Source organism: Kribbella jejuensis (assembly GCF_006715085.1).
Taxonomy (GTDB): domain Bacteria; phylum Actinomycetota; class Actinomycetes; order Propionibacteriales; family Kribbellaceae; genus Kribbella; species Kribbella jejuensis.
In genome coordinates this window covers 528,763-552,344 of the sequence record NZ_VFMM01000001.1, presented here as the reverse complement: position 1 = coordinate 552,344, position 23,582 = coordinate 528,763, and the positions used below count along the sequence as shown (strand labels likewise).

The following is a 23,582-nucleotide window of genomic DNA, read 5'->3' as shown; positions in this document are numbered from 1 at the left end:
GGGCGGTCCCGACAGACCGCGGCAGTGCAGACGAAGGGCGAGGAGCCAACATGACAGAGACGGTGACCGGCCACTCGGGGTCGACCAAGCGGTCGACGGCCGGGTTCCGCGGGCGGAAGAACGCGCCCACGGGACTCACCATCGAGCGCGTATTCAGCACCGAGGGCGTGCACCCCTACGACGAGGTGACGTGGGAGCGTCGCGACGTCGTCCAGCAGAACTGGAAGACCGGTGAGACCGTCTTCGAGCAGCGCGGGGTGGAGTTCCCCGACTTCTGGAGTGTGAACGCCTCCACGATCGTCACCACGAAGTACTTCCGTGGCGCGGTCAGCCACGACAACCGGGAGTGGAGCCTCAAGCAGCTGCTCGACCGGGTCGTGAAGACCTACCGCAAGGCGGGCGAGGAGCACGGCTACTTCAGCTCGCCTGCCGACGCCGAGGTCTTCGAGCAGGAGATCACCTGGCTGCTCCTGCACCAGTACTTCAGCTTCAACTCGCCCGTCTGGTTCAACGTCGGTACGTCCTCGCCGCAGCAGGTGTCGGCCTGCTTCATCCTCGCCGTGGACGACTCGATGGAGTCGATCCTGAACTGGTACAAGGAAGAGGGCCTGATCTTCAAGGGCGGCTCCGGCGCCGGCCTGAACCTGTCCCGGATCCGCTCCTCGAAGGAACTGCTGCAGTCCTCCGGCGGCACCGCGTCCGGCCCGGTCAGCTTCATGCGCGGCGCGGACGCGTCGGCCGGCACGATCAAGTCCGGCGGCGCCACCCGGCGGGCCGCGAAGATGGTCGTACTGGACGTCGACCACCCCGACATCGAGGAGTTCGTCGATACCAAGATGCGCGAGGAGGAGAAGATCCGGGTCCTGCGGGACGCGGGCTTCGACATGGACCTCGGCGGTCGCGACATCACCTCCGTGCAGTACCAGAACGCGAACAACTCGGTCCGGGTCTCGGACGAGTTCATGCGCGCGGTCGAGGAGAAGGGGGAGTTCGGGCTGCGCGCGCGGCTGGACAACTCGGTGATCGAGACCGTCGACGCGCGGACGCTGTTCGACAAGATCGCCCAGGCCGCGTGGGCCTGCGCCGACCCCGGCCTGCAGTACGACGACACCATCAACGACTGGCACACCACCCCGGAGACGGGCCGGATCACCGCGTCCAACCCGTGCTCGGAGTACATGCACCTGGACAACTCGTCCTGCAACCTCGCGTCGCTGAACCTGATGAAGTTCCTCCGCGACGACGACATGTTCGACTCGGAGAAGTTCGTCAAGGCGGTCGAGCTGATTATCACCGCGATGGACATCTCGATCTGCTTCGCGGACTTCCCGACCGAGGCGATCGGCGCCACCACGCGGGCGTACCGGCAGCTCGGCATCGGGTACGCGAACCTTGGCGCGCTGCTGATGGCGACTGGTCACGCGTACGACTCCGACGGTGGTCGCGCGCTGGCGGGCGCTATCACCTCGCTGATGACCGGTACGTCGTACAAGCGCTCCGCGGAGCTGGCCGGCATCGTCGGCGCGTACGACGGTTTCGAGCGGAACAAGGACGCGCACACCCGGGTGATGCGCAAGCACGCCGCGGCGAACGACGCGATCCGGACCGTGCACGAGATCGACAAGGACGTCCAGCAGCACGCCACCGCGGCCTGGGGCGGCGTCCTGAAGATCGGTGCCAAGAACGGCTGGCGGAACGCGCAGGCCTCGGTGCTCGCGCCGACCGGCACCATCGGCTTCATGATGGACTGCGACACCACCGGCATCGAGCCGGACTTCTCGCTGGTCAAGTTCAAGAAGCTGGTCGGCGGCGGCTCGATGCAGATCGTCAACCAGACCGTCCCGCGGGCCCTGCGGCAGTACGGCTACACCGAGGAGACGATCGAGGCGATCGTCGAGTACATCGCGGAGAACGGTCACGTCGTCGACGCCCCGGGCCTGAAGCCGGAGCACTACGAGATCTTCGACACCGCGATGGGCGAGCGGGCCATCAAGCCGATGGGCCACGTCCGGATGATGGCCGCCGCGCAGCCGTTCCTGTCCGGCGCGATCTCGAAGACGGTGAACCTGCCGGAGACAGCGACGGTCGAGGAGATCGCCGACGTCTACTTCCAGGGCTGGAAGCTCGGCCTGAAGGCGCTCGCGGTGTACCGCGACAACTGCAAGGTCGGTCAGCCGCTGGCGGACGCGAAGGCGAAGAAGGCCGCGGCGGACGACGCCGCGTCGACCGAGGCGGTCGCCGAGAAGATCGTCGAGAAGGTGATCGAGTACCGGCCGACCCGCAAGCGCCTGCCGAAGTCGCGGCCGTCCCGGACCACGTCGTTCACCGTCGGTGGCGCCGAGGGTTACATGACCGCCGGCTCCTACCCGGACGACGGTCTGGGCGAGGTCTTCCTGAAGATGGGCAAGCAGGGTTCGACGCTCGCCGGTGTGATGGACGCGTTCTCGATCGCGATCTCGATCGCTCTGCAGCACGGCGTACCGCTGGAGACGTACGTCCAGAAGTTCACCAACCTGAAGTTCGAGCCGGCCGGTCTGACCGACGACCCGGACGTCCGGATGGCGCAGTCGATCATGGACTACATCTTCCGTCGCCTGGCGCTGGACTACCTGCCGTTCGACGACCGCGCCGCGCTCGGGATCTACTCCGCTGAGGAGCGGTCCCGGCAGCTCGACACCGGGTCGTACGAGCCGGTCCCGGTCGAGGTCTCCGAGGCCGAGTCGCTGAAGTCGGTCGAACCGGTCGCGGACACCAGCGAAACCACCGCACCGACCGGAACCACGGGCACCGCCGAAGCCGCCGCGAAGCCGGCCGACGCCGTCTCCGCCAAGCCGATCAAGGGCGAGGCCCACACCACCGCCGAGATGCTCGAACTCATCACCGGCACCTCGGTCGACGCCCCGCTCTGCTTCACCTGCGGCACCAAGATGCGCCCCAGCGGCTCCTGCTACGTCTGCGAAGGCTGCGGCAGCACCTCCGGCTGCAGCTAACCCCAACTGAAAGCACCACGGCCCCCGGGACTTCCCACGTCCCCCGGGGGCCGCAGTGCGCCTACCCCACCCACCCCGCCGCCGCGCCCGGCCCGCTTGCCGCGGCGCGTTAGTGGCCTGATCGGTCTGAGTCGGCCGCCGGCTTCGCCGTTCCGTCCAGTGCTGTGAGCGCGCTCAACTCGGCCCCTGTCAACTCGAAGTCGAAGATCGCGAGATTCTCCGCCAGCCGCTCCGGATCGGCGGACTTGGGAATCGGTACGACGTCCTGTTGCGTCTCCCATCGCAACACGACCTGCCCCGCCGTCCGCCCGTGCGCCTCAGCGATCTCCTGCACCGTTGGGTGGTGCAGCAGATCCGTCCCCTTGCCCAGCGGACTCCAGGCCTCGGTCACGATCCCGTGCCGCTTGTGGAATTCCCGCTCCGCCACCTTCGCCCACACCGGACTCAGCTGCACCTGATTCACCTCCGGAGCAACCCCGGTCTCGTCGATCAACCGCTGCAGATGCGCCGGCTTGAAGTTCGACGTACCAATGGCCCGCACCAACCCAGCCTCCCGCAACGCGATCAGCCCGCGCCACGCGTCGACGTACCGGTCCTGCGCCGGATTCGGCCAATGGATGAGCAGCAGATCCAGGTACTCGACGCCAAGCCGCTCCGCACTGGCCTCGAACGCCTGCCGCGCTCCCTCCACGCTGTGCCACCGCTTGTTGAACTTCGTCGTCACGAACACCTCGTCCCGCGGCACGACCTTCAGCGCGCGCCCGACACCGACCTCGTTGCGGTAGTTCTCAGCCGTGTCGATCAGGCGATACCCAAGCTCGAGCGCCGTACGCACGGTCCGCTCGGCGTCCGCGTCGTTCATCGGCCACGTTCCGAGTCCGACCCGCGGCATCGCGCTTCCGTGACTCAGTGTGACTGTCGGCGCCTGACTCATCGGTGTCCTCCTTCGTCGTACGCTGCCCCGCCAGCCTAGGCCGATCACCGTCCGCACCCGCGCTTTCCGGCCGTACGCCGTACGGCGGTCTCACCCTCGTGATACCCCCGCGCGAACTGTCCGCGGCGTGGTTCATGATGGGTTCCGCGGGTCGTGAGGATTTGCTGAAAAGCGTTGGAGGGGTGGGCTTATGAAGAACCGGCTGATCACTCTGGTGGACCTCGGTCTGGACAGTTCGTTCGACGCGTCGATGACCTTCGTGCAGGGCATCACCGGCAACATCAACGCCGGCTGGGACCGCCCGTACCTCGACGTGAACTTCGTCCGCACCCGGGACCACGAGACCGCGTTCTCAGCCCTCACCACCCCCTCGACCGTGCTGCATGTGATGGCACACGGTGACCACAGCGAGGAACCGTCCTTTCTGTCCACCGACGGCGAGACCCAGGTCTCCCTGAAGTCCCTGGCCGATTGGTTTCTCGACCACCAGTGGGGCATCGCCAGCGGCGTGGTGATCGCCGACGGCTGCAAAACCGGCATCGGCAAATGGCAACGCGCCATCCGCGACTGCATCCAGGACGACATCACCTACATCGGCACCAGCACCGTGATCGGCTGGTACGAAGCCACTGTCTTCTGCTCCGCCTTCTACGGCGCCCTCGTCCGCAACCGAGGCCTGGGCCGCACCCCCGCCGAGCAAGGCTGGGACGCCGCCAACCGAGCCATCCGAGCCTACGAAACCCTCACCGACCAACGCTGCCCGTACAAACCCGTGGTGCTCACCCCGTCCCGCCAAGCCCTCCGCTCCATGGCGGGCTGACCGGTTGACCGATGACAAATGGCCGACGACACGCAAGCGGCGGCTACTTTCGGTTAAGGATGCGAGACTTTTTGTGGACTCGTCGTGTGGCGCAGTCTGTGGTCTGGGTTGACGGTGGCTCGGGCGGTGTGAGGACGGGGAAGCCGACGGGTACGCCTTGGTCGACCCGTTGACCTCCGCCCGACGCGGTGAAGGAACGCCACCATGAAGCTCCACCGGAACACGCTCCTGACGGCTGCCGCAATTGTCGTGGTGCTGTACGTCGTTTCGCTGATCGTGGGACTGCCGGCGTGGGCGGCGGTGGTGCTCATCGTGGTGCTGCTCGTGCTGTTGTCCGTTGTGTGGAAGCAGCCCGACGCACCGCGGCCGGTCGTGACGCAGCCCGCGCGTTCTGTCGTACTGCCGGATCCGGAACCAGTGTTCTCCGGGCCGCCGTCGAGGACCGTTGCGGATGTCCGGCTGCCATCCGCGTCGCCGGACTTCCAGTTCAGCTTCTCGGCCGTCGTGCAGTGGTCGACCGTGCTGTCGGGGTCGCGTCATGCCGACCTCGGCGCTGTCGCCGTCGACGCCTTGCTGGACCGGGCGCGATCCTTGACGTCCCGGCAACAGGTGACCGAGGAAGCCCTGAATCAGCACCGCTTGGCGGCGCTGCTCGGTGAGCCGGCGCTCGATGAGAAAGGGCAGGTCCGCAGTTGGGCGACCGAGGTCAGGCTGCGCTTGCCCGATGCGGACCAGAAGCATCTCCAACATCTCGCTGCCTTGCATCGACGGGAGCAGACCACGCTGCTCGAGCGGCGGATGGAGCAGGACAAGCGCGCCTATCTGAAGGACGACGTCTTCGCTACGCCTGGGTCGGCAGCGGTTTGGTGGCTCGTCAACCACCCGGGCGAGGTCGAGACCGCACTCGGCCTCCTGGACACGTTGGCAGAACTGTCGGCCGCGGCGAACGACCTCCCGGTTCGGCGAACCACCGCCGAAGAGATCGAACGCCAACGGCCGACCCGCGCCGAACTCGCCTTCAGCACGGCGGTCGAAGAACTCACCGAGGCGGCTCGGACCGCGGCGGACGCGACGGCCGCCACGGCGAGCCAGACCACCCCAGCGACGGAATCCCAGCAGCGGCCGGTCCCACGGCACGCCGGCGCCGATAGTCAGGACGGCCAGCACGGCCAGCCGGAGCTGCACAAGGAATACCGCGAACAGTTCTTCACCGAGTAGGCCGGCGAGGCGGGGTGTCTGCAGGGGAGCGCCGCCTCGCCGGGGTCCGAGACGCGTCGTCATACGCGTGGTCACTTGTCCAGCCAACGGATCGTGGTCCTGCCGTTGTGACCGTGGACGGTCAGCAGCGCGTCGATACCGTCCTGCCAGACAGTGGTGGTCGGAAAGCAACCGCCCCAGCGCAGCGCAACGGTCCCGTCGCTCCACTCGACCCCCTCCGCGACGACGCCCGTACCGCTGACACCTGACACGTCCTCGTGGCGGACCAACTGGAAACGGCGTGGCCCGGATCTGGTGACCATACGTAGGTGGCGGCGTTGCGAGCTGTGGAGCAACGTCGCGGTTCGTCCGCTGAACTCGTCCATGGGCCAAGTCAACGCTCGGAGGCCTGCCCGCACCAGGAACTCAACCGGTATCCACAGCGCACAAATTCTGCCCACCGGCGATCACCGAATCGCCATATTCTCATTGCAGGGAGTAACTGACTCGCAAGGGAGTGAATCGGATGCCAGTGATCGACGAGTGGACCGGCCGGCACGCGCACGCCCTGCGCACCGCGCTGCGGATGACGAACGAGGCGTTCGCCGAGCGGCTCGGGATTTCGCCGCGCACGCTCACGAAGTGGCGGGAGAGACCGGAGCTGGTGCCCAGTCCCCATCTCCAGCAGGCGCTCGACACCTACCTCAACCAAGCACCGCCGGACGCGCACGAGCGGTTCGCCGCCAACCTCGGCCTGGACGAGCGGACGCCGATCGACAACACCGTGCTCACCCAGCTCAACGCGGCACTCGGCGACCTCGCCCGCGCCCTGGCGCGCCTCGAGAGCGAGGACACGACGCGATCGTCGTCGCGCTGACCGTCTCGGCGGGCAGACTAGGCGGAGCGTGAGTGCGGAAGGAGCCACGGATGAGGCGGCGCCCGGTGAACTCGTCGAGTGTGCGATCGGTCGGATGGTCCGACGGCACGCTGGAGCTCGAGTACGTGAACGGCTACATCTACCAGTACTTCGACGTACCGCAGCCGACCTTCGCGGCCCTGCTGGCCGCGCCGAGCATCGGCTCGTACGTCAACAAACACATCAAGCCGCACTACGAGTTCCGCGAGCGCTGAGTTTCTGCGCCGCTCGCCGGGGGCACTTGTGGGACGTTCCCACGGGGGTACGCCGACCTCGGAGGCAGCCATGCGCACTCGTAGAGCGTCCACGACCGGGTCCCGTGCGATCGCGGTCATCGTCGTTGTCTGGCTGGTCATAGGACTGGCAGCTGCAGCGCAGCGAAACTACTTCGCGGGATCCAGCGCGACCTGTGCCAAAGTCGGCACAACGCTGGTGACGATCGTCGCCGGCCCACTCAACTACCTGGGCGCCAACCCGAAGATCGACTGCTCAGCCCCACAGCCGTCGCGGTAGCTGCCGCGGTGTGCTCGCTCTTGACTCGATGCATCCACCGTTGCGTTGAGCCGGCCCGGTGGATGCCGGTTCCGGTACTGCGGTCTACCCGGGAATAGGCACTGGGGGAGGGCGGTTACACCCCATGCCGTCCGGTTCATGACCCCGGGCCTCAACCTAAGCCGCTTCGAGCGGCCACTCGCCGAGAGGCGTCTGCTGGACGGTGCGGTGCGTGACGGGTGGGAGCCGGCTGACCGGCTCCCACCGGTCGTCTGACCGACCACATGAAAACGACTTGTGTGGGTACGGCATGATGGAAGAGTCGCTGGCGGAGACGCCAGTGAGTGATGTGACCAGAGGGACGAGCACTGCTTCCCTCGGCACCGGTCCCCGGCGTCGAGGACGGGTGCCGGGAGCCTCGGACAGCGGTCCAGGACCCCGATTTGCATCCGCACCATGAATGTCAGTAATGTTCTTCTTGTTGGACGGAAGCGCAGGACGCGAAAGCGGCCGGGCCGCCAACAAACTCCCTGAAGGTCTCGGAAGCCGAAACACGCCTCGGCGGGTTTCGGACGCTGAGTCACGCAGGGAGACTGGATCGAAAAGGCCGATTTGACCGGCTGAAAGCGAAACAGTAAAGTAGGGCGAGTTGCCCCGGAGCTTCAAACGAAAGTGCGAAGCGCGGTGTGCGTCCGATTCTTGAGAACTCAACAGCGTGCCGAAAGTCAATGCCGAAAGATGCATTAACCCTGTCCACAGGCGTTGAATGATCTTCCTAGCCCCCCGGGTTTTCTGGTGTGGGTGTGGATAATTGTTGTCTGTGGGTGGATTCCTTTGAAATTATTACGGATAACAAGCCAGTTTATGGTTGTTTCTGATTCAAAGGATCATTCGATGTTGTTGACTGTCCGGAGCCTTTGGTTTCGGTTGTCTATATTTTTCAACGGAGAGTTTGATCCTGGCTCAGGACGAACGCTGGCGGCGTGCTTAACACATGCAAGTCGAGCGGTAAGGCCCCTTCGGGGGTACACGAGCGGCGAACGGGTGAGTAACACGTGAGCAACCTACCCTCAACTTTGGGATAAGCCTCGGAAACGGGGTCTAATACCGGATAATACCGTGCTCCTCATGGGGTGTGGTTGAAAGTTCTGGCGGTTGGGGATGGGCTCGCGGCCTATCAGCTTGTTGGTGGGGTAATGGCCTACCAAGGCGTCGACGGGTAGCCGGCCTGAGAGGGCGACCGGCCACACTGGGACTGAGACACGGCCCAGACTCCTACGGGAGGCAGCAGTGGGGAATATTGCGCAATGGACGAAAGTCTGACGCAGCAACGCCGCGTGAGGGATGACGGCCTTCGGGTTGTAAACCTCTTTCAGCAGGGACGAAGCGAGAGTGACGGTACCTGCAGAAGAAGGACCGGCCAACTACGTGCCAGCAGCCGCGGTAATACGTAGGGTCCGAGCGTTGTCCGGAATTATTGGGCGTAAAGGGCTCGTAGGCGGTTCGTCACGTCGGGAGTGAAAACTCGGGGCTTAACCCCGAGCCTGCTTCCGATACGGGCAGACTAGAGGTAGGCAGGGGAGAGCGGAACTCCTGGTGTAGCGGTGGAATGCGCAGATATCAGGAAGAACACCGGTGGCGAAGGCGGCTCTCTGGGCCTTACCTGACGCTGAGGAGCGAAAGCGTGGGTAGCGAACAGGATTAGATACCCTGGTAGTCCACGCCGTAAACGTTGGGCGCTAGGTGTGGGGGACATTCCACGTCCTCCGTGCCGCAGCTAACGCATTAAGCGCCCCGCCTGGGGAGTACGGCCGCAAGGCTAAAACTCAAAGGAATTGACGGGGGCCCGCACAAGCGGCGGAGCATGCGGATTAATTCGATGCAACGCGAAGAACCTTACCTGGGTTTGACATATAGGGAAATCCTCCAGAGATGGGGGGTCCGTAAGGGTCCTATACAGGTGGTGCATGGCTGTCGTCAGCTCGTGTCGTGAGATGTTGGGTTAAGTCCCGCAACGAGCGCAACCCTCGTCCTATGTTGCCAGCACGCCCTTCGGGGTGGTGGGGACTCATAGGAGACTGCCGGGGTCAACTCGGAGGAAGGTGGGGATGACGTCAAGTCATCATGCCCCTTATGTCCAGGGCTTCACGCATGCTACAATGGCCGGTACAAAGGGCTGCGAAACTGTAAGGTGGAGCGAATCCCAAAAAGCCGGTCTCAGTTCGGATTGGGGTCTGCAACTCGACCCCATGAAGTCGGAGTCGCTAGTAATCGCAGATCAGCAACGCTGCGGTGAATACGTTCCCGGGCCTTGTACACACCGCCCGTCACGTCATGAAAGTCGGCAACACCCGAAGCCGGTGGCCTAACCCTTGTGGAGGGAGCCGTCGAAGGTGGGGCTGGCGATTAGGACGAAGTCGTAACAAGGTAGCCGTACCGGAAGGTGCGGCTGGATCACCTCCTTTCTAAGGAGCACTTGGCACTCCGTTTAGTGAGTGTCCATGTCATCGCCTTCCAAGGCGAATGTTCTTGGGGTGATGGTGCTTCGGAATGTGGAACATTGACCATTAGGTGGGAAGCGGAGTCGCGGATGCTAGTACTGCTCACTTGTGAGCGTGGAACGTGGATGTGGCCGAGTGGATCGCCGAGGCGCGCTGTTGGGTCCTGAGGAATCGGGCCTGCCTGAGTGATCAGGTTGGACTGTTTCTTCTAGGGTCACGGATCGACCGGTGACGGTTGGTTTGGTGGCTGGGGCCGGCTCTCACCAGACTGTTGGTGGGTGTGTTTGCTGGGTGTGTTGTTTCCCTGGTGGGCATGCTTGTACTGATAAGTGGTGGTTCGGGGTTGGTGTTCCTGCCCGTATTTTGAGAACTGTATAGTGGACGCGAGCATCTCTTTGTAGCGTAATTTTGCTTTTAGTTTTGTGACAAGCTACTAAGGGCAATCGGTGGATGTCTTGGTACCAAGAGCCGATGAAGGACGTTGGAGCCTGCGATAAGCCCCGGGGAGTTGGCAACCGAGCTGTGATCCGGGGGTGTCCGAATGGGGAAACCCAGCTGGCATTCTAAAGCCAGTTACCAGTGCCTGAACACATAGGGTTCTGGAGGGAACGCGGGGAAGTGAAACATCTCAGTACCCGTAGGAAGAGAAAACAATAGTGATTCCGTGAGTAGTGGCGAGCGAAAGCGGATGAGGCTAAACCATGTGCGTGTGATAGCCGGCGTGCGTTGCGTATATGGGGTTGTGGGAGCATTCAGGTCTTAATGCCGTGAGACCGGAGAGTTATCAATCACTGTTGAAGTCGAATCTTCTGGAATGTTGAGCCGTAGTGGGTTATAGCCCTGTAGGCGTAAGACAGTGACTCTCGAGTGTTTTCCCAAGTAGCACGGGACTCTTGAAATCTCGTGTGAATCTGGCGGGACCACCCGCTAAGCCTAAATACTTCTTGGTGACCGATAGCGGACTAGTACCGTGAGGGAAAGATGAAAAGTACCCCGGGAGGGGAGTGAAATAGTACCTGAAACCGGTTGCCTACAATCCGTCGGAGCATTCACTTTGTGGGTGTGACGGCGTGCCTTTTGAAGAATGAGCCTGCGAGTTAGTGGTGTGTGGCGAGGTTAACCCGTGTGGGGTAGCCGTAGCGAAAGCGAGTCTGAATAGGGCGATATAGTCGCATGCTCTAGACCCGAAGCGGAGTGATCTATCCATGGGCAGGTTGAAGCGTGGGTAAGACCGCGTGGAGGACCGAACCCACCAGGGTTGAAAACCTGGGGGATGACCTGTGGATAGGGGTGAAAGGCCAATCAAACTCCGTGATAGCTGGTTCTCCCCGAAATGCATATAGGTGCAGCGTCGTGTGTTTCTTACCGGAGGTAGAGCACTGGATGGTCTAGGGGGCTTACCGGCTTACCGAAATCAGCCAAACTCCGAATGCCGGTAAGTGAGAGCGCGGCAGTGAGACTGCGGGGGATAAGCTCCGTAGTCGAGAGGGAAACAGCCCAGATCACCAGCTAAGGCCCCTAAGCGATTGCTAAGTGGAAAAGGATGTGGAGTTGCCCAGACAACCAGGAGGTTGGCTTAGAAGCAGCCACCCTTGAAAGAGTGCGTAATAGCTCACTGGTCAAGTGATTCCGCGCCGACAATGTAGCGGGGCTCAAGCAATCCGCCGAAGCTGTGGCACTCACACAAGTACCCGGTGTCGACTTGATCGACATCCAGGTGTGTGGGTGGGTAGGGGAGCGTCGTGCAGCGTGTGAAGCAGCCTAGTGATGGAGTTGTGGATGCTGCACGAGTGAGAATGCAGGCATGAGTAGCGAATGACGGGTGAGAAACCCGTCCGCCGGATGATCAAGGGTTCCAGGGTCAAGCTAATCTGCCCTGGGTAAGTCGGGACCTAAGGCGAGGCCGACAGGCGTAGTCGATGGACAACGGGTTGATATTCCCGTACCGGCATTAACACGACCCGACCGAACCCGCTGATGCTAAACCAATGAAGTCATGATGTCTTCGGACGGATTGGTGGAGTTGGTGACCCGAGGTGGTAGTAGGTGCATTGAGGAGTGACGCAGGAGGGTAGTCCAACCGCGGCGATGGTAGGCGCAAGCTGATCCGCGGGCAAGGTGGTAGGGCGAGGCATAGGCAAATCCGTGTCTCATATAGCCTGAGAGCCGAGGCGGACCCGTTCAGGGGAAGTGGATGATCCCATGCTGCCGAGAAAAACTTCGCAGTGAGTGTTAGAGCCGCCCGTACCCCAAACCGACACAGGTGATCAGGTAGAGAATACCGAGGCGATCGAGTGAACCATGGTTAAGGAACTCGGCAAAATGCCCCCGTAACTTCGGGAGAAGGGGGACCGGATCCGTTACACCACTTGCTGGTGGAAGCGGTGATGGTCGCAGAGACCAGGCCCAAGCGACTGTTTACTAAAAACACAGGTCCGTGCGAAGAAGTAATTCGATGTATACGGACTGACGCCTGCCCGGTGCTGGAACGTTAAGGGGACAGGTTAGCTGGTTTCGGCCGGCGAAGCTTTGAACTTAAGCGCCAGTAAACGGCGGTGGTAACTATAACCATCCTAAGGTAGCGAAATTCCTTGTCGGGTAAGTTCCGACCTGCACGAATGGCGTAACGACTTGGGCGCTGTCTCAACCGTGGACTCGGCGAAATTGCATTACGAGTAAAGATGCTCGTTACGCGCAGCAGGACGGAAAGACCCCGGGACCTTTACTACAACTTGGTATTGGTGGTCGGTACAATTTGTGTAGGATAGGTGGGAGACTGTGAAGCTCGGACGCCAGTTCGGGTGGAGTCATCGTTGAAATACCACTCTGATTGTTCTGGCTGTCTAACTTTGGTCCGTTATCCGGATCAGGGACAGTGCCTGGTGGGTAGTTTGACTGGGGCGGTCGCCTCCTAAAAGGTAACGGAGGCGCTCAAAGGTTCCCTCAGCCTGGTTGGCAATCAGGTGTCGAGTGTAAGTGCACAAGGGAGCTTGACTGTGAGACAGACATGTCGAGCAGGGACGAAAGTCGGAACTAGTGATCCGGCGGTGGCATGTGGGAGCACCGTCGCTCAACGGATAAAAGGTACCCCGGGGATAACAGGCTGATCTTCCCCAAGAGTCCATATCGACGGGATGGTTTGGCACCTCGATGTCGGCTCGTCGCATCCTGGGGCTGGAGTAGGTCCCAAGGGTTGGGCTGTTCGCCCATTAAAGCGGCACGCGAGCTGGGTTTAGAACGTCGTGAGACAGTTCGGTCCCTATCCGCTGCGCGCGCAGGAGACTTGAGAAGGGCTGCCCCTAGTACGAGAGGACCGGGGTGGACGAACCTCTGGTGTGCCAGTTGTTCCGCCAGGAGCACGGCTGGTTGGCTACGTTCGGGAGTGATAACCGCTGAAAGCATCTAAGCGGGAAGCACGCTTCAAGATGAGGTCTCCCACCGGGTTAACCGGGTAAGGCCCCCAGTAGACCACTGGGTTGATAGGCCAGAAGTGGAAGCGCCGTAAGGTGTGGAGCTGACTGGTACTAATAGGCCGAGGGCTTGTCACACACTTAAACTTCAAGCCTTGATTTTGCGCTATGTAACGATGTTCGCGTTCGCTGTACGGTTCCCAGGATACGGTCACCCCCAGCAATCACACCCTCAAGGGGTGTGTGGCTTGGCAGGTTGATAGTGTTCTCATAGAGTTTCGGTGGCCATAGCGTCGGGGAAACACCCAGTCTCCATTCCGAACCTGGAAGTTAAGCCCTTCAGCGCCGATGGTACTGCGACCGGGAGGTCGTGGGAGAGTAGGACGCCGCCGGACATTCACACTGTTAAGGGCCACCCCACAAGGGGTGGCCCTTAACATTTCCCCAGACGCTTTGTACCGCCGAAGACATCCCGACAGCGGACCGCCCCTGACGGTTTCCCGCCGCGGACCGCCCTGACGGTTTCCCGCTGCGGACGGCCGGACTGCACGGGCCGCATCGCATCGAGCTCGGCCGCCGCCGGCCACTGGCGGTCGCCGGCGTCGGAGGCTTCGGCTGTAGGCACGGACGCCTGGACGGTTCCCGGCCGCCGGCACCCCGCGCTGAGTGCGGCTCTGTCTGCCGGCACCTGCGCTGAGTGCAGTCCTGTCTGCTGCTCAACTGCCGCGCTGTCGGCACCCACCGCCTGGACGATCGCCCCCGGACAGTTCCCGCCCGCGCGTTCTCCCTGGTCGCTTGAGGCCAGCGCGACCTTCACCCCGTCTCCCTCCTCACGGGTCTTGCCCATCTAATGCCATGAACTGCCTCGCCACAGCACCTCGGCAGTCCGGACTTGGCGGTCCGCAGCAGTCGCCCGCACCTGACAGGCCGGCACCTGGCGGCACTGACCTGGTAGGCCGCGCTTGCCACAGGGCAGTACGTCCGCCCGCTCGTTGGCCCGCGCCACGGCTCGTACCATCAACTCCGCCGGTCCGGTGCCTTCAGCAGGCCGTACGTCACAGGCTGCCTCAGCGGCCTCGGCAGCCCGCCTCAGCAGCCCGGACTGGCGGCTCGCACGGGCACCTTCCACCTGATAGGCCGCGTCTGGCGCCGCGCGATACATCGCCGCGGTCCTTCGCGCTGAGCCACGGCTCGCGCCGTCGACCGCGTCGGTCCGGTGCCTTCACCGGGCTGTACCTCACGGAGACTGCCTCAGGGGGCATCCTCGGCAAGCATCTTCAGCAGCTCCGCGTCGGTAGCCCGCATGCGGCGGCCCGCACTGGCCACTACGCAGTACCTTTAGCAGCTCGTTCGTCGGCTTGCTCCATGCGGCGCCATCAACCGGTCCGGGGCCTCACCAGTCCGCTCCCAGCAGCCCGCGTCTGATCTCGCACCGGGCACTATGCAGAACCTGCGCCTGGGTTCCGTCGCCAGGGTGCCCATCTGTGCCAACAACCGGCCGGCTCCGCCGCATTGCTCCAGGGCTTCGGCGGCGCGGACCTGGCGGCCCGCACTGGTCGGTACGCAGTACCTTTGGCCGCTCTTCGGCGACTTGCTCGATCCGGCGCCAGCAACCGGTACGGCGCCTCAGCAGCCCGCCCTCAGTCGCCTGCATCTGACCCCAGCGCCGGGCATTACGCAGTAGCCTACGTGCTGCTCGTTCGGCGGGTGCCCGCCTGCGCCGACAAGCGGCCCGTCTCGCCGCGTTGCTCCGCGGCTTTGGCGGCGGGCCTCCGCGGTCGGCAGCTCGGCCATCGCTGGCCGGAGGTCGTTCGCTGGGGCCCCACCGAGCGCGGCTCGTGGCTGTCGACGGCGCGCTGGGCGGGCTGGGCTCTGCGGCCGAGTATGCGGTCGAGCATCAGGCCGAGGAGGCGGCTGGGTGCATCGCCGGCTGCTTTGCCGGGCTGGTCCGGCTGGCGCCATCACCGGCCTTGTTTGCCGGGTGGCTTGTTCTAGTGTCGTGAGTCGGTAATTCGTTGGCAGTATGCGGCGAGGGTGTCGAGGATTTGGTCGGCGGTCTTGGTCCAGACGAAGGGTTTGGGGTCTTCGTTCCAGGTGTTGATCCAGGCGCGGACGTCGGCCTCGAGTTCGGTGACGCTGCGGTGGGCGGAGCGGCGCAGTTTGCGGTTGGTGAGTTCGGCGAACCAGCGTTCCACCAGGTTGAGCCACGACGAGCTGGTGGGGGTGAAGTGCAGGTGGAACCTGGGGTGGCGGATCAGCCATTCCTTCACCTTGGGGGTTTTGTGGGTGGCGTAGTTGTCCAGCACCAGATGCAGGTCGAGGTCTTTGGGCACGGCGGCGTCGATCAGTTTCAGGAAACGCAGGAACTCCTGGTGCCGATGCCGGCGGTAGTGCTGAGCGATCACCGACCCGCTGGACAGATCCAGGGCGGCGAACAGGCTGGTGGTGCCGTGCCGCACGTAGTCGTGGGTCATCCGCGCCGGTGTCGTTGGCATCACCGGCAGGATCGGCGCCGTCCGGTCGATGGCCTGCATCTGCGACTTCTCGTCGACTGCGAGCACCAACGCGTTCTCCGGCGGGCTCATGTACAGGCCGACGACGTCGCGGACCTTGTCCACGAATAACGGATCCGTGGACAGCTTCCAGGTCTCGATCGCGTGCGGCTTCAACCCGAACGCCCGCCAGATCCGCGACACCGCCGACTGCGACATCCCCGTCGCCGACGCCATCGACCGGGTCGACCAGTGCGTGTCCTCGCCCGGCGTGGACTCCAGCGTCTTGGTGATCACCTGCTCGATGTCGTCGTCGGTGATCGTCCGCGGCCGGCCCGGCCGCGGCTCGTCCGACAACCCGTCCAGCCGCTCGGCCAGGAACCGCGAACGCCACTTCGACACCATGTTCCGCGACACCCCGACAGCCTCAGCGACCTCGCCGATCGTGCCGCCGTCAGCACACCGCAACACGATCCGGGACCGCAACGCCAATGCCTGCGACGTTTTCCGTCGCCTGGACCACCCGGCCAGCACCGACCGCTCCTCGTCGGACAACACCACCGGATCAACCTTCGGGCTCGGCATCACCACAGCATACCGACTAACACCGAATTACTGACTCACGACACTAGGTAGGTGGATTGCTCTGGGCAACTGTGTTGGTGGGTCATGGGGCAAGGGGGGATTGGGGCAAGATCGTGGGTGGGGTGTTGTGGGTTTTAAACAATTGTTGGGGGGCGGGGTTGGGGTGAGGATCGAGCGGTGACGGTGCTCGAGGGGATTGTGGTGAAGGGTTTGGCTCGGGAGTTGCCTACGCGGGCGGAGGCGCTGCATCTGCTTGCGGGTGAGGACGAGATCTTGGATGTGGTGGCGGGGGCTGCTCGGGTGCGGCGGAGGTACTTCGGGCGGCGGGTGAAACTTAATACGATCATCAATTTGAAGAGTGGGTTGTGTCCGGAGGATTGCTCGTACTGCTCGCAGCGGTTGGGGTCGAGCGCGGAGATCATGAAGTATTCGTGGATCGATCCCGCGGAGGCTTCTGACCTTGCTCGGAAGGCCGTGGATGCCGGGGTGAAGCGCGTCTGTCTCGTCGCGAGTGGTCGTGGTCCGGGGGAGCGGGATATCCGGCGAGTGGCGGGGATGGTTGGTGCGATCACGGCGGATCATCCGAACGTTGAGGTTTGTGTATGTCTTGGGCTGCTGCGGGACGGTCAGGCCGAGCATTTGCGGGACGCGGGTGCCTACGCGTACAGCCACAATTTGATACGAGCGAGGAGCGGTACGGCGAGATCTGTACGACGCATACGTACGCAGATCGGGTGGACACGGTTCGTCGGGCGGCGGAGAGTGGGTTGTCGCCGTGTTCGGGGGCGATCTTCGGGATGGGAGAGTCTGACGAGGAGATCGTGGATCTCGCGTTCGCGTTGCGGGAGCTTGATCCGGACTCGGTTCCGGTGAACTTCCTGATTCCGTTCGAGGGACGCCGTTGGAGGGGCGGTGGGAGCTGACACCGGAGCGGTGCTTGCGGATCTTGGCGCTGTTCCGGTTCTGCTTTCCGGATGTCGAGGTTCGGTTGGCTGGTGGGCGGGAGATTCATCTGCGCGGGATGCAGGTGTTGGCGTTGCACATCGCGAACTCGATCTTCCTGGGTGACTATCTGACCAGTGAGGGTCAGCCTGGCGCGGACGATTTGCAGTTGATCGCCGATGGCGGCTTCACCGTTGAAGGTGTCGAGGAGCAGACGTTGCCTGCCGCCCGCCACGACCTCGTGACAATCCGCCGCCGCGGTGCGGGCGCCTAGACCACCGGCAGCTAGGTGTGCGGCGCCCGCGTCGTCGAGGAGGCAATCGGCGCCGGGGTCCTCGAGGAGGCATCCGGACCGGAAGTGGGCGGGGGCTTAGATCGGTGGTGGAAACCGGGGCTTGAGGCGGGGTGCGGCGTTCGTGTGGTGTGAGGGTGATGTCGATGTCTGGGGCGCCGGCCGGCGATGGCACGGGAGTGGTTATTCGTCGGTGTGATGCTGGCCAGGGCGGCGGCGCGGATGTGGGCGGGGGCTTAGATCGGTGGGGAGACCGGGGACTTGGGGCCGGGTGCCGCGTTCGTGTGGTGTCCGGGTGATCTCGATGTCCGGGGCGCTGGCGGCGATGGCACGGGAGTGGTTATTCCTCGGTGCGATGCTGGTCAGCGCGGCGGCGCGGATGCGGGCAGCGGCTAGGGCGGTTGGGAAGCCCGGGCCTGGGCATGTCGCGGCATGTCGATCCTGGGATGGCAGGCGGCACGCGCTGGCAGGCGGCATGCGCTGGCAGGGGGTATGTGCCGGGAGGGGACATTGCTCGGGGGTGGTGCCCCTTAGGGCGGCTGCGTGGACGTGGGCGGGGTTAGGTCGGTGGGCGAGACCGGGCGTGGGGCGCGCCGCGTCGTGATGTCGGGCCTGGGGCGGCGGGAGTCTGTGCCGGGAGGGGGTTATTGCTCGGGGGCGATGCCTACTAGGGCGGCGGCGGCGCAGATGTGGACGGGGGTTAGGTCGGTGGGGGAGACGGGGGCTTGGAGGAGGGTGCCGCGTTCGTAGGGGGTGAGGGTGATGTCGATGCCGGGGGCGCCGGCGACCAGGCCTCGGACGTAGGTGAGCCAGCCCATCATCGGGATGCCGCGGCGGAAGACGCCGGCTGCGGCTGCGAGTTCGGTGTCGGCGATGCTTGCCCACTCGGGTTCCCAGATCGTGACGACTGCGCGGAGGACCTGGGCGAATCTGTCCGGTTGCAGCAGTGCGTCCTCGTCGCTCCAGTGCAGGGTGAGCTGGTCGGAGATCGTCGTCATCGTGCCGCCCATGGACAGGTCGAACAGCCAGGGCAGTTCGCCGGTGCTCTGCAGGTGCAGCCGCGTCGTACTCGTACCGTTCGCGAGAACCTTCGTCGTGGCCTCGACCATTTCCTGGAGCGGCGTGGAACCGTCGGCCTCGAGTACGTGGTAGCCCCAGCGCTCGTCCTGCGTCCAGTTGTGGACGTCCGGGAACGCGACCGCGACGGCCGTCAGCGTGCGACCGACGCGGAGCGCGCGGTGCTCGACGGACTCGTCACGGTGTGACCATTGGGCGCGGAGGAGCCAGGATGCCATCACGCCCTCCGATCATGAGGCGGCCGGTGCGGCGGAGGTGCCGTTGTGTCAGTGCGTGACATGCCGGATGCAGGTGACGGTACGCCGTCATACGACCGCTTGACCAGAGGTCCGGCTGCTCGCTGCACGCGGGCGCGGCGGCTCTCCGGAAAAGTCACCGGACCATACTGCTGCACTCCCGGGTCCTAGGTCTGCACCGGGGTCCACTTTTGGTAAGCACGTGTCGAAATCTGGACAAGTGTCAAGCGGTAAGGGTCGGTGACGCGAGCTCCAGGGTCGGCGTGGAGCCGCGGTACGACGTCATCCACTCGCGGAGCAGCTCGACGCGAGCCGCGTTGTCTTCGTTGCCCTTGACCACGGGGGCCTGGTTGTACGGCATGGTGTCGGAGCTCCGGCGGAGCTTGACGTACAGCCGGGAAGAGGCGAGGGCGTACCGCTCCATGTCGTCCTGGAGGGCGCCGATCACCGTGATGTTCCGGTCGCGGCCGATCTGCTCGAACAGCGCCACCGCCTCGCGCCGGTGCTGCGAACCGAGGTTGCGCCCGAGCTCGTCGAGGATCAGCAGCAGCGGACGGTCCGATCCGCCGGCGAGCGCGGCCGCGCACACGAGCTTGACCGCCTTCTCGTCCATCTGGGCGGTGTTGCCCTTCACGTTGAATGCGGAGAACGGGCCGCCCTCGGACCGCCGCCACTTCGGGGTGACCGTCCAGCGCCACGGCTTGTCGGGCTCGGCGGGCGGATCGGGCTCCGGGAACTCCAGCTTCGCGCCGTACCCGCCGTACTGCTGGTCGAGGCGGTCGAACTCCTGCGACACCAGCCGCAACCGGGCCTTGATGCCGTCGGCAAGCGAGGCGCGGTGTGCACGGGCCGTACTTTCCGCCTCATCGAGACCCTCGCGGGCGCGTTCGAGAGCGGCGTTCCGCTCCGCGCGCTGGCTGGCGATCTGCTGTTGCTGCAGGCTGTCGAAGGTCTCGTGCTGGGCGAGGTGGCTGCTCAGCGTTCGCTGCAGCGCCGGGACCAGGCCGACGCGATCGCTGAGGGTGCCGCTTGTCCAGCCGTCGGGACCGTTCAAGATCTCCCAGAGCTCGGCCGGGATCTCCTCCCGGGAACGCGCGCTCGGGAAGCATCGGCGGATGACGTCGTCGAGCTGGGTGCAGGCCTGGTGGTTCCAGTCCGCAGTCGTACGGCGTTGGGCGTCGTCCGCCAGCCCGAGCAGGAATTCCTCGGCTTCCGCAGGCGTGCCACCCCAGGTGGCCGTCCGAGTGGTGAGGTCGAGCGCGCTCTGCTCCTCCCGCAGCGCGAGCCGGCGCGCGGTCAGCTCGTCGAGGATGCGGTCGTGGTCGCGACGGGTCGCCTCGAGATTCTTCAGGCGTTCGTCGCGGACGAGTTGCTGGCCGGCGGCCGCCTCGGCGGACTCCTTCGCGGCCTGTAGTTGTGGCGCAAGGGAATCGCGGTCGCTCTCGTGGCGGTCGACGGTCTCGCGGAGCGCGAGGATCTGCTCCTGCACCGACTCCGCATCGGCCAGCGCACGAGCGGCCGCCGTACGGCGTTCTGCCTGCTCGACGCGGGAGCGCGCCTGCTCCAGCGCGGCGGAGGCGATCGTGCGGGCCTCGATCGCGGCCTCGACGCGGCGCCGGGCCGCCTCGATCCGCGCCGTACGGCCGGTGATCGGTTCGTCGAACTGCCCGACCGCGACCACGCCGGCCGCGTCGTCGATATTGTCCTTGGTCGCGCGCTCGCCGATCGCGGCGAAGAACGCGTCCAGCACGAACCGCTTGTCCGCCGACTTCGGCCCGCGGAATGCCGCAGCGCCGGGCCGATTCGCCAGCACCAGCAGGAAGCCGGAGTACCCAGCATCGGCGAGCGCGGTCGCCGCCACAGTCGCATCGCCGAAGTCGATGACGACAGCCTCGCGGTACGGCGCGAGCCGCGGCTCCCACTCCGCCCGGTCGGACGCCGGTAGCTCGGTGATGTCCGTGAGCGCGCCGCACTCGATCCCGGCGTTCTCCAGCACCTGCTGCTGCGCGGCCGACACCGTCTGACCGCTCTCGGCCTCACGCAGCTCGGCCGTCGCGTAGTCGACCGCGGAACGCGCGGCGTGGTCGCGGCCGATGTGCTCCTCGAGAACAGCGCGCGCCTCGTCCTGCTCCTCGGCGGCGGCGGCCAGATCCCGGCCGTCTGCCGACCGGCCCGCCTCCAGCAAACGCCGGTGCTCCTGGCCGAGCCGCTCCAGCTGCTCACGCATCGAACGCTGCGCCAGGTCGAGCTCACGGTCGCGGGCGTCCAGCTTGTCCCGCTCCTGACGGGTCAGCTGCACGTCCCGGAGCAGGTTCTCCTCGTTGCCGAAGGCATCGATCTCGGCGGCGATCGCTTCTTTGCGGGCCTCCTGTTCGGCGACGCGCTCGTCCAGCGCGGCCAGCTCCTGGAGGATCTCGGCGTTACGCGCCGAACCGTCGATCAGATGCCGGGCCGACCGCGCCTGCCAGGACTCCTTCGCTGCGGCCAGCGCCTCGCGGGCGGCAGCGCGCTGCAGGATGCCGGCCTCGACGGTCGCCATCTCCTGCTCCCAGCGCTGCAGGTCCGCGGTCGCCTGCTTGGTCGCCTCGCGCTGGGTGTGCTCGGCCGAACGGTGCGCCTGTTCCTGTTCGAGTTCGTGGTCGAGACCGGTGAGCGTCGCGATCGCGTTGAAGATGCGGGCCGGGCCGAGCTCGTTGAGCGGCTCGGCCAGCAGGTTCGCGGTCGGGCTCGACCGTACGGACGTCGACAGGAACGAGACGCACCGGACCTGTCCGCCGTACAGCACCTGGGAGAGCTTGTTCGCGTGGAAGTCGGTGCGGCCGTTCGAATGCGGCAGGGCCGCCCACAGTGCGTCCGCGCCGGCGGCGCGCTCGGCCTCGGTCGCGCCGTACGGGATGTGCAGTCCGTGCTTCCAGCGCAGGTCGATGTACGACGCCTTGCGGTTGATGCGGATCCATACCGTGATCGCGGCCGCCTCGATATCGTCGAGGTCGGTCAGGTCGGGGTCGGAGAACACACCGACGATGTAGCCGCGGTCGACGTTCGACCAGTTGCCCTCCTGACCGGCGGCCTCGGCGGTGAACAGCAGCTCGGCCGCGCCTGGCGCACCGCTGGTCAGCCGCCACTGGTCGTCCGCGTGCAGCAGGCTGAGCGCGGCGATCCACGACGACTTGCCGGCGCCGTTGGAGTCGGTGGGGCCCTGCCCGGCGACGGTGATCAGACCGCGCCCGATCATCGGGATCGGGTGGGTGGACAGCCGGGACAGGTCCACGACCTGCACGCCCAGCAGCACCTTCGACCCCAGGATGTCGAACGGCCCGTCCTCGGCGGCGCTCATGTTTCATCTCCCACTTCGACAGGGACCCCGTGACGGGCGCGGATGGCTTCGGCGATCGGACTGGCCGGGGCAGCGGCGAGAATGAGCTGATCCTGCAGGCGACGGCGGGCGGCCGGGGTGAGGCGCTGCAACTGCGGACCAGGGATGTACGACGGGCCGCTCGAATGATCGCCCGACAGCTGGATCAAACCCGCGGCACGTAACCGCTGCAGTGCGAGCCGGCGCTCTTCGCCGCTGATCCTGGTCGTTCGCAGCTCGTCGACCGTTGTCGGGCGCGCGGACTTCCAGCTGTCGCCGGTCAGGATGCCTTCGCTGCGCGGGATCGCGACCGAGTGGATCAGCACCAGCACGAGCACCGCGCGGTCGATGACCGACAGCGGCTGCCAGCCCTGCGCGGCAAGACTCGCGGCGATGTCGTCGTCATACCCAGCGGTCCAGTGGGTGCCGTCGACGTGGACGAGTGTGCGACCGATCAGCTTGAGCATCCGCTGCACCTGGCGGCGGAGCGTGACGTCGCGCAGACCGGCGAGCTGTACTTCGGCGACCGGGTGCGCGGCGTACTGGACCGCGCTGAAAGCGGCGAGCACCTCGTCGCGTGAACGATCGCTGAGGTCCTGCAGCAACGGGTCGAACAACGCATGGTGATCAGTCATTCGCCACCTCCGGATCGTGCTCGGCGGCGGTGTCGGACGGGAGAGCCTCGTCCAGCGCCGCCTCGGAAGGCTGCGCGGAGGAGAGCACGGGCGGCGGTGGATCGGAAGGCTGGGCGGAGGACAGCACGGGCGGCGGTGGATCGGGGAGATGCCTGCAGAGGTCGCGCAAAGTCGACAGGTCGGCGGGGCTCCAAGTCACGACGCGGGGACCGAGGCGGACCTCGGCTGCCTTCTCGTCCCACAGGACCCAATGCGTGGCGTGTAGGCGGCGCAGGCTGCCGATGATCAGCGTCAGGTCGCTCGGCTGCTCGGCGCGGCCGCGCATCCCGGCGTACACCGATCTGATCTGCGCCAGCGTGCCGGTCGTCCCCGGCCAGGCGGGCGCGCTGCGGTCCGTCCAGCAGCAGGCGACGCAGATCGCGAGCAGACGGGCCGTTTCGTTGGGCAGCTCCACCGGCACCGGGGGAGCGCCGAGCTCCTCCAGCACGCTGTGTCCGGCACCCGAGGGCAGCGTCGGCACCAGCCAGACCGTGTCGCCCGACGACGCCCGCGTCATGCCCGCGACGGCAGGCGTGTCCGGATCGATGACGATCGGCCCGGCGGACTGGACCTTCGCCCACCAGAGCGCGTTGTACAACCGCCGCTCGACGGCTTCCGTACTCATTCGCGTCCCCGCTTCGCTCGGGTCGCGGACGAGGCAAGAGGCAT

At 65.1% G+C, this 23,582-nt stretch carries 13 protein-coding genes, 3 rRNA genes and 1 pseudogene; 10 read left to right on the top strand and 7 right to left on the bottom strand.

Annotated elements, in window-relative coordinates:
- Positions 1–50 precede the first annotated feature (50 nt).
- Entirely contained in the window at positions 51–2,990 is a 2,940-nt protein-coding gene (locus FB475_RS02560; protein WP_141852156.1) for a vitamin B12-dependent ribonucleotide reductase, read from the top strand.
- Positions 2,991–3,099: 109 nt separating this feature from the next.
- On the opposite strand, the gene FB475_RS02555 is transcribed toward FB475_RS02560, so the two are convergent.
- Positions 3,100–3,924 (bottom strand): aldo/keto reductase, encoded by an 825-nt coding sequence (locus tag FB475_RS02555; RefSeq protein WP_141852154.1) that lies wholly within the window; start codon positions 3,922–3,924, stop codon positions 3,100–3,102.
- Positions 3,925–4,114: 190 nt separating this feature from the next.
- On the opposite strand from FB475_RS02555, the gene FB475_RS02550 reads away from it, so the two are divergent.
- Together FB475_RS02550 and FB475_RS02545 are read left to right on the top strand one after the other, a co-directional pair.
- Positions 4,115–4,744 (top strand): hypothetical protein, encoded by a 630-nt coding sequence (locus FB475_RS02550; protein ID WP_141852152.1) that lies wholly within the window; start codon positions 4,115–4,117, stop codon positions 4,742–4,744.
- 204 nt (positions 4,745–4,948) lie between these two features.
- Positions 4,949–5,962, top strand: a complete 1,014-nt coding sequence (locus FB475_RS02545; RefSeq protein ID WP_185759023.1) for a hypothetical protein — start codon at positions 4,949–4,951, stop codon at positions 5,960–5,962.
- 71 nt (positions 5,963–6,033) lie between these two features.
- On the opposite strand, the gene FB475_RS02540 is transcribed toward FB475_RS02545, so the two are convergent.
- Complete coding sequence (locus FB475_RS02540) at positions 6,034–6,327, bottom strand: hypothetical protein (protein WP_238331923.1); 294 nt, start codon at positions 6,325–6,327, stop codon at positions 6,034–6,036.
- A gap of 140 nt (positions 6,328–6,467) precedes the next feature.
- On the opposite strand from FB475_RS02540, the gene FB475_RS02535 reads away from it, so the two are divergent.
- The 6 genes from FB475_RS02535 (at position 6,468) to rrf (ending at position 13,655) form a co-directional block, all read left to right on the top strand.
- Entirely contained in the window at positions 6,468–6,818 is a 351-nt protein-coding gene (locus FB475_RS02535; RefSeq protein ID WP_141852151.1) for a helix-turn-helix domain-containing protein, read from the top strand.
- Between the two features lie 50 nt (positions 6,819–6,868).
- Positions 6,869–7,072, top strand: a complete 204-nt coding sequence (locus FB475_RS02530) for a KTSC domain-containing protein (RefSeq protein ID WP_141852149.1) — start codon at positions 6,869–6,871, stop codon at positions 7,070–7,072.
- A 70-nt stretch (positions 7,073–7,142) separates the two neighbouring features.
- Entirely contained in the window at positions 7,143–7,370 is a 228-nt protein-coding gene (locus FB475_RS02525) for a hypothetical protein (protein WP_141852147.1), read from the top strand.
- A 919-nt stretch (positions 7,371–8,289) separates the two neighbouring features.
- Positions 8,290–9,814 (top strand): 16S ribosomal RNA (locus FB475_RS02520).
- 459 nt (positions 9,815–10,273) lie between these two features.
- Positions 10,274–13,398: ribosomal RNA gene (locus FB475_RS02515) — 23S ribosomal RNA — on the top strand.
- A gap of 139 nt (positions 13,399–13,537) precedes the next feature.
- A 5S ribosomal RNA gene (gene rrf, locus FB475_RS02510) occupies positions 13,538–13,655 on the top strand.
- Together the 16S, 23S and 5S rRNA genes form the textbook arrangement of a ribosomal RNA operon.
- Before the next feature lie 1,596 nt (positions 13,656–15,251).
- Here the strand turns inward: rrf and FB475_RS02505 are convergent.
- Positions 15,252–16,337, bottom strand: a complete 1,086-nt coding sequence (locus tag FB475_RS02505; protein WP_141852145.1) for an IS630 family transposase — start codon at positions 16,335–16,337, stop codon at positions 15,252–15,254.
- A 141-nt stretch (positions 16,338–16,478) separates the two neighbouring features.
- On the opposite strand from FB475_RS02505, the pseudogene bioB reads away from it, so the two are divergent.
- Positions 16,479–17,553: pseudogene (gene bioB, locus FB475_RS38320) on the top strand (biotin synthase BioB).
- A gap of 662 nt (positions 17,554–18,215) precedes the next feature.
- Here the strand turns inward: bioB and FB475_RS02495 are convergent.
- The 4 genes from FB475_RS02495 to FB475_RS02480 all read right to left on the bottom strand — a co-directional run bounded on the left by FB475_RS02495 (position 18,216) and on the right by FB475_RS02480 (position 23,538).
- Positions 18,216–18,866 carry a hypothetical protein gene (locus FB475_RS02495; protein WP_141852143.1) on the bottom strand — a complete coding sequence of 217 codons (651 nt, stop codon included), beginning with the start codon at positions 18,864–18,866 and terminating at the stop codon, positions 18,216–18,218.
- 241 nt (positions 18,867–19,107) lie between these two features.
- Positions 19,108–22,221: a coiled-coil domain-containing protein gene (locus FB475_RS02490; RefSeq protein WP_141852141.1), complete on the bottom strand. Its 3,114-nt coding sequence runs from the start codon at positions 22,219–22,221 to the stop codon at positions 19,108–19,110.
- Positions 22,218–22,874, bottom strand: coding sequence for a hypothetical protein (locus FB475_RS02485; protein ID WP_141852139.1), 657 nt, complete (start codon positions 22,872–22,874; stop codon positions 22,218–22,220). The genes FB475_RS02490 and FB475_RS02485 overlap by 4 nt, the downstream gene beginning before the upstream one ends.
- Positions 22,867–23,538: a hypothetical protein gene (locus tag FB475_RS02480; protein WP_185759021.1), complete on the bottom strand. Its 672-nt coding sequence runs from the start codon at positions 23,536–23,538 to the stop codon at positions 22,867–22,869. Before FB475_RS02480 ends, FB475_RS02485 begins: the two co-directional genes overlap by 8 nt.
- Positions 23,539–23,582 lie beyond the last annotated feature (44 nt).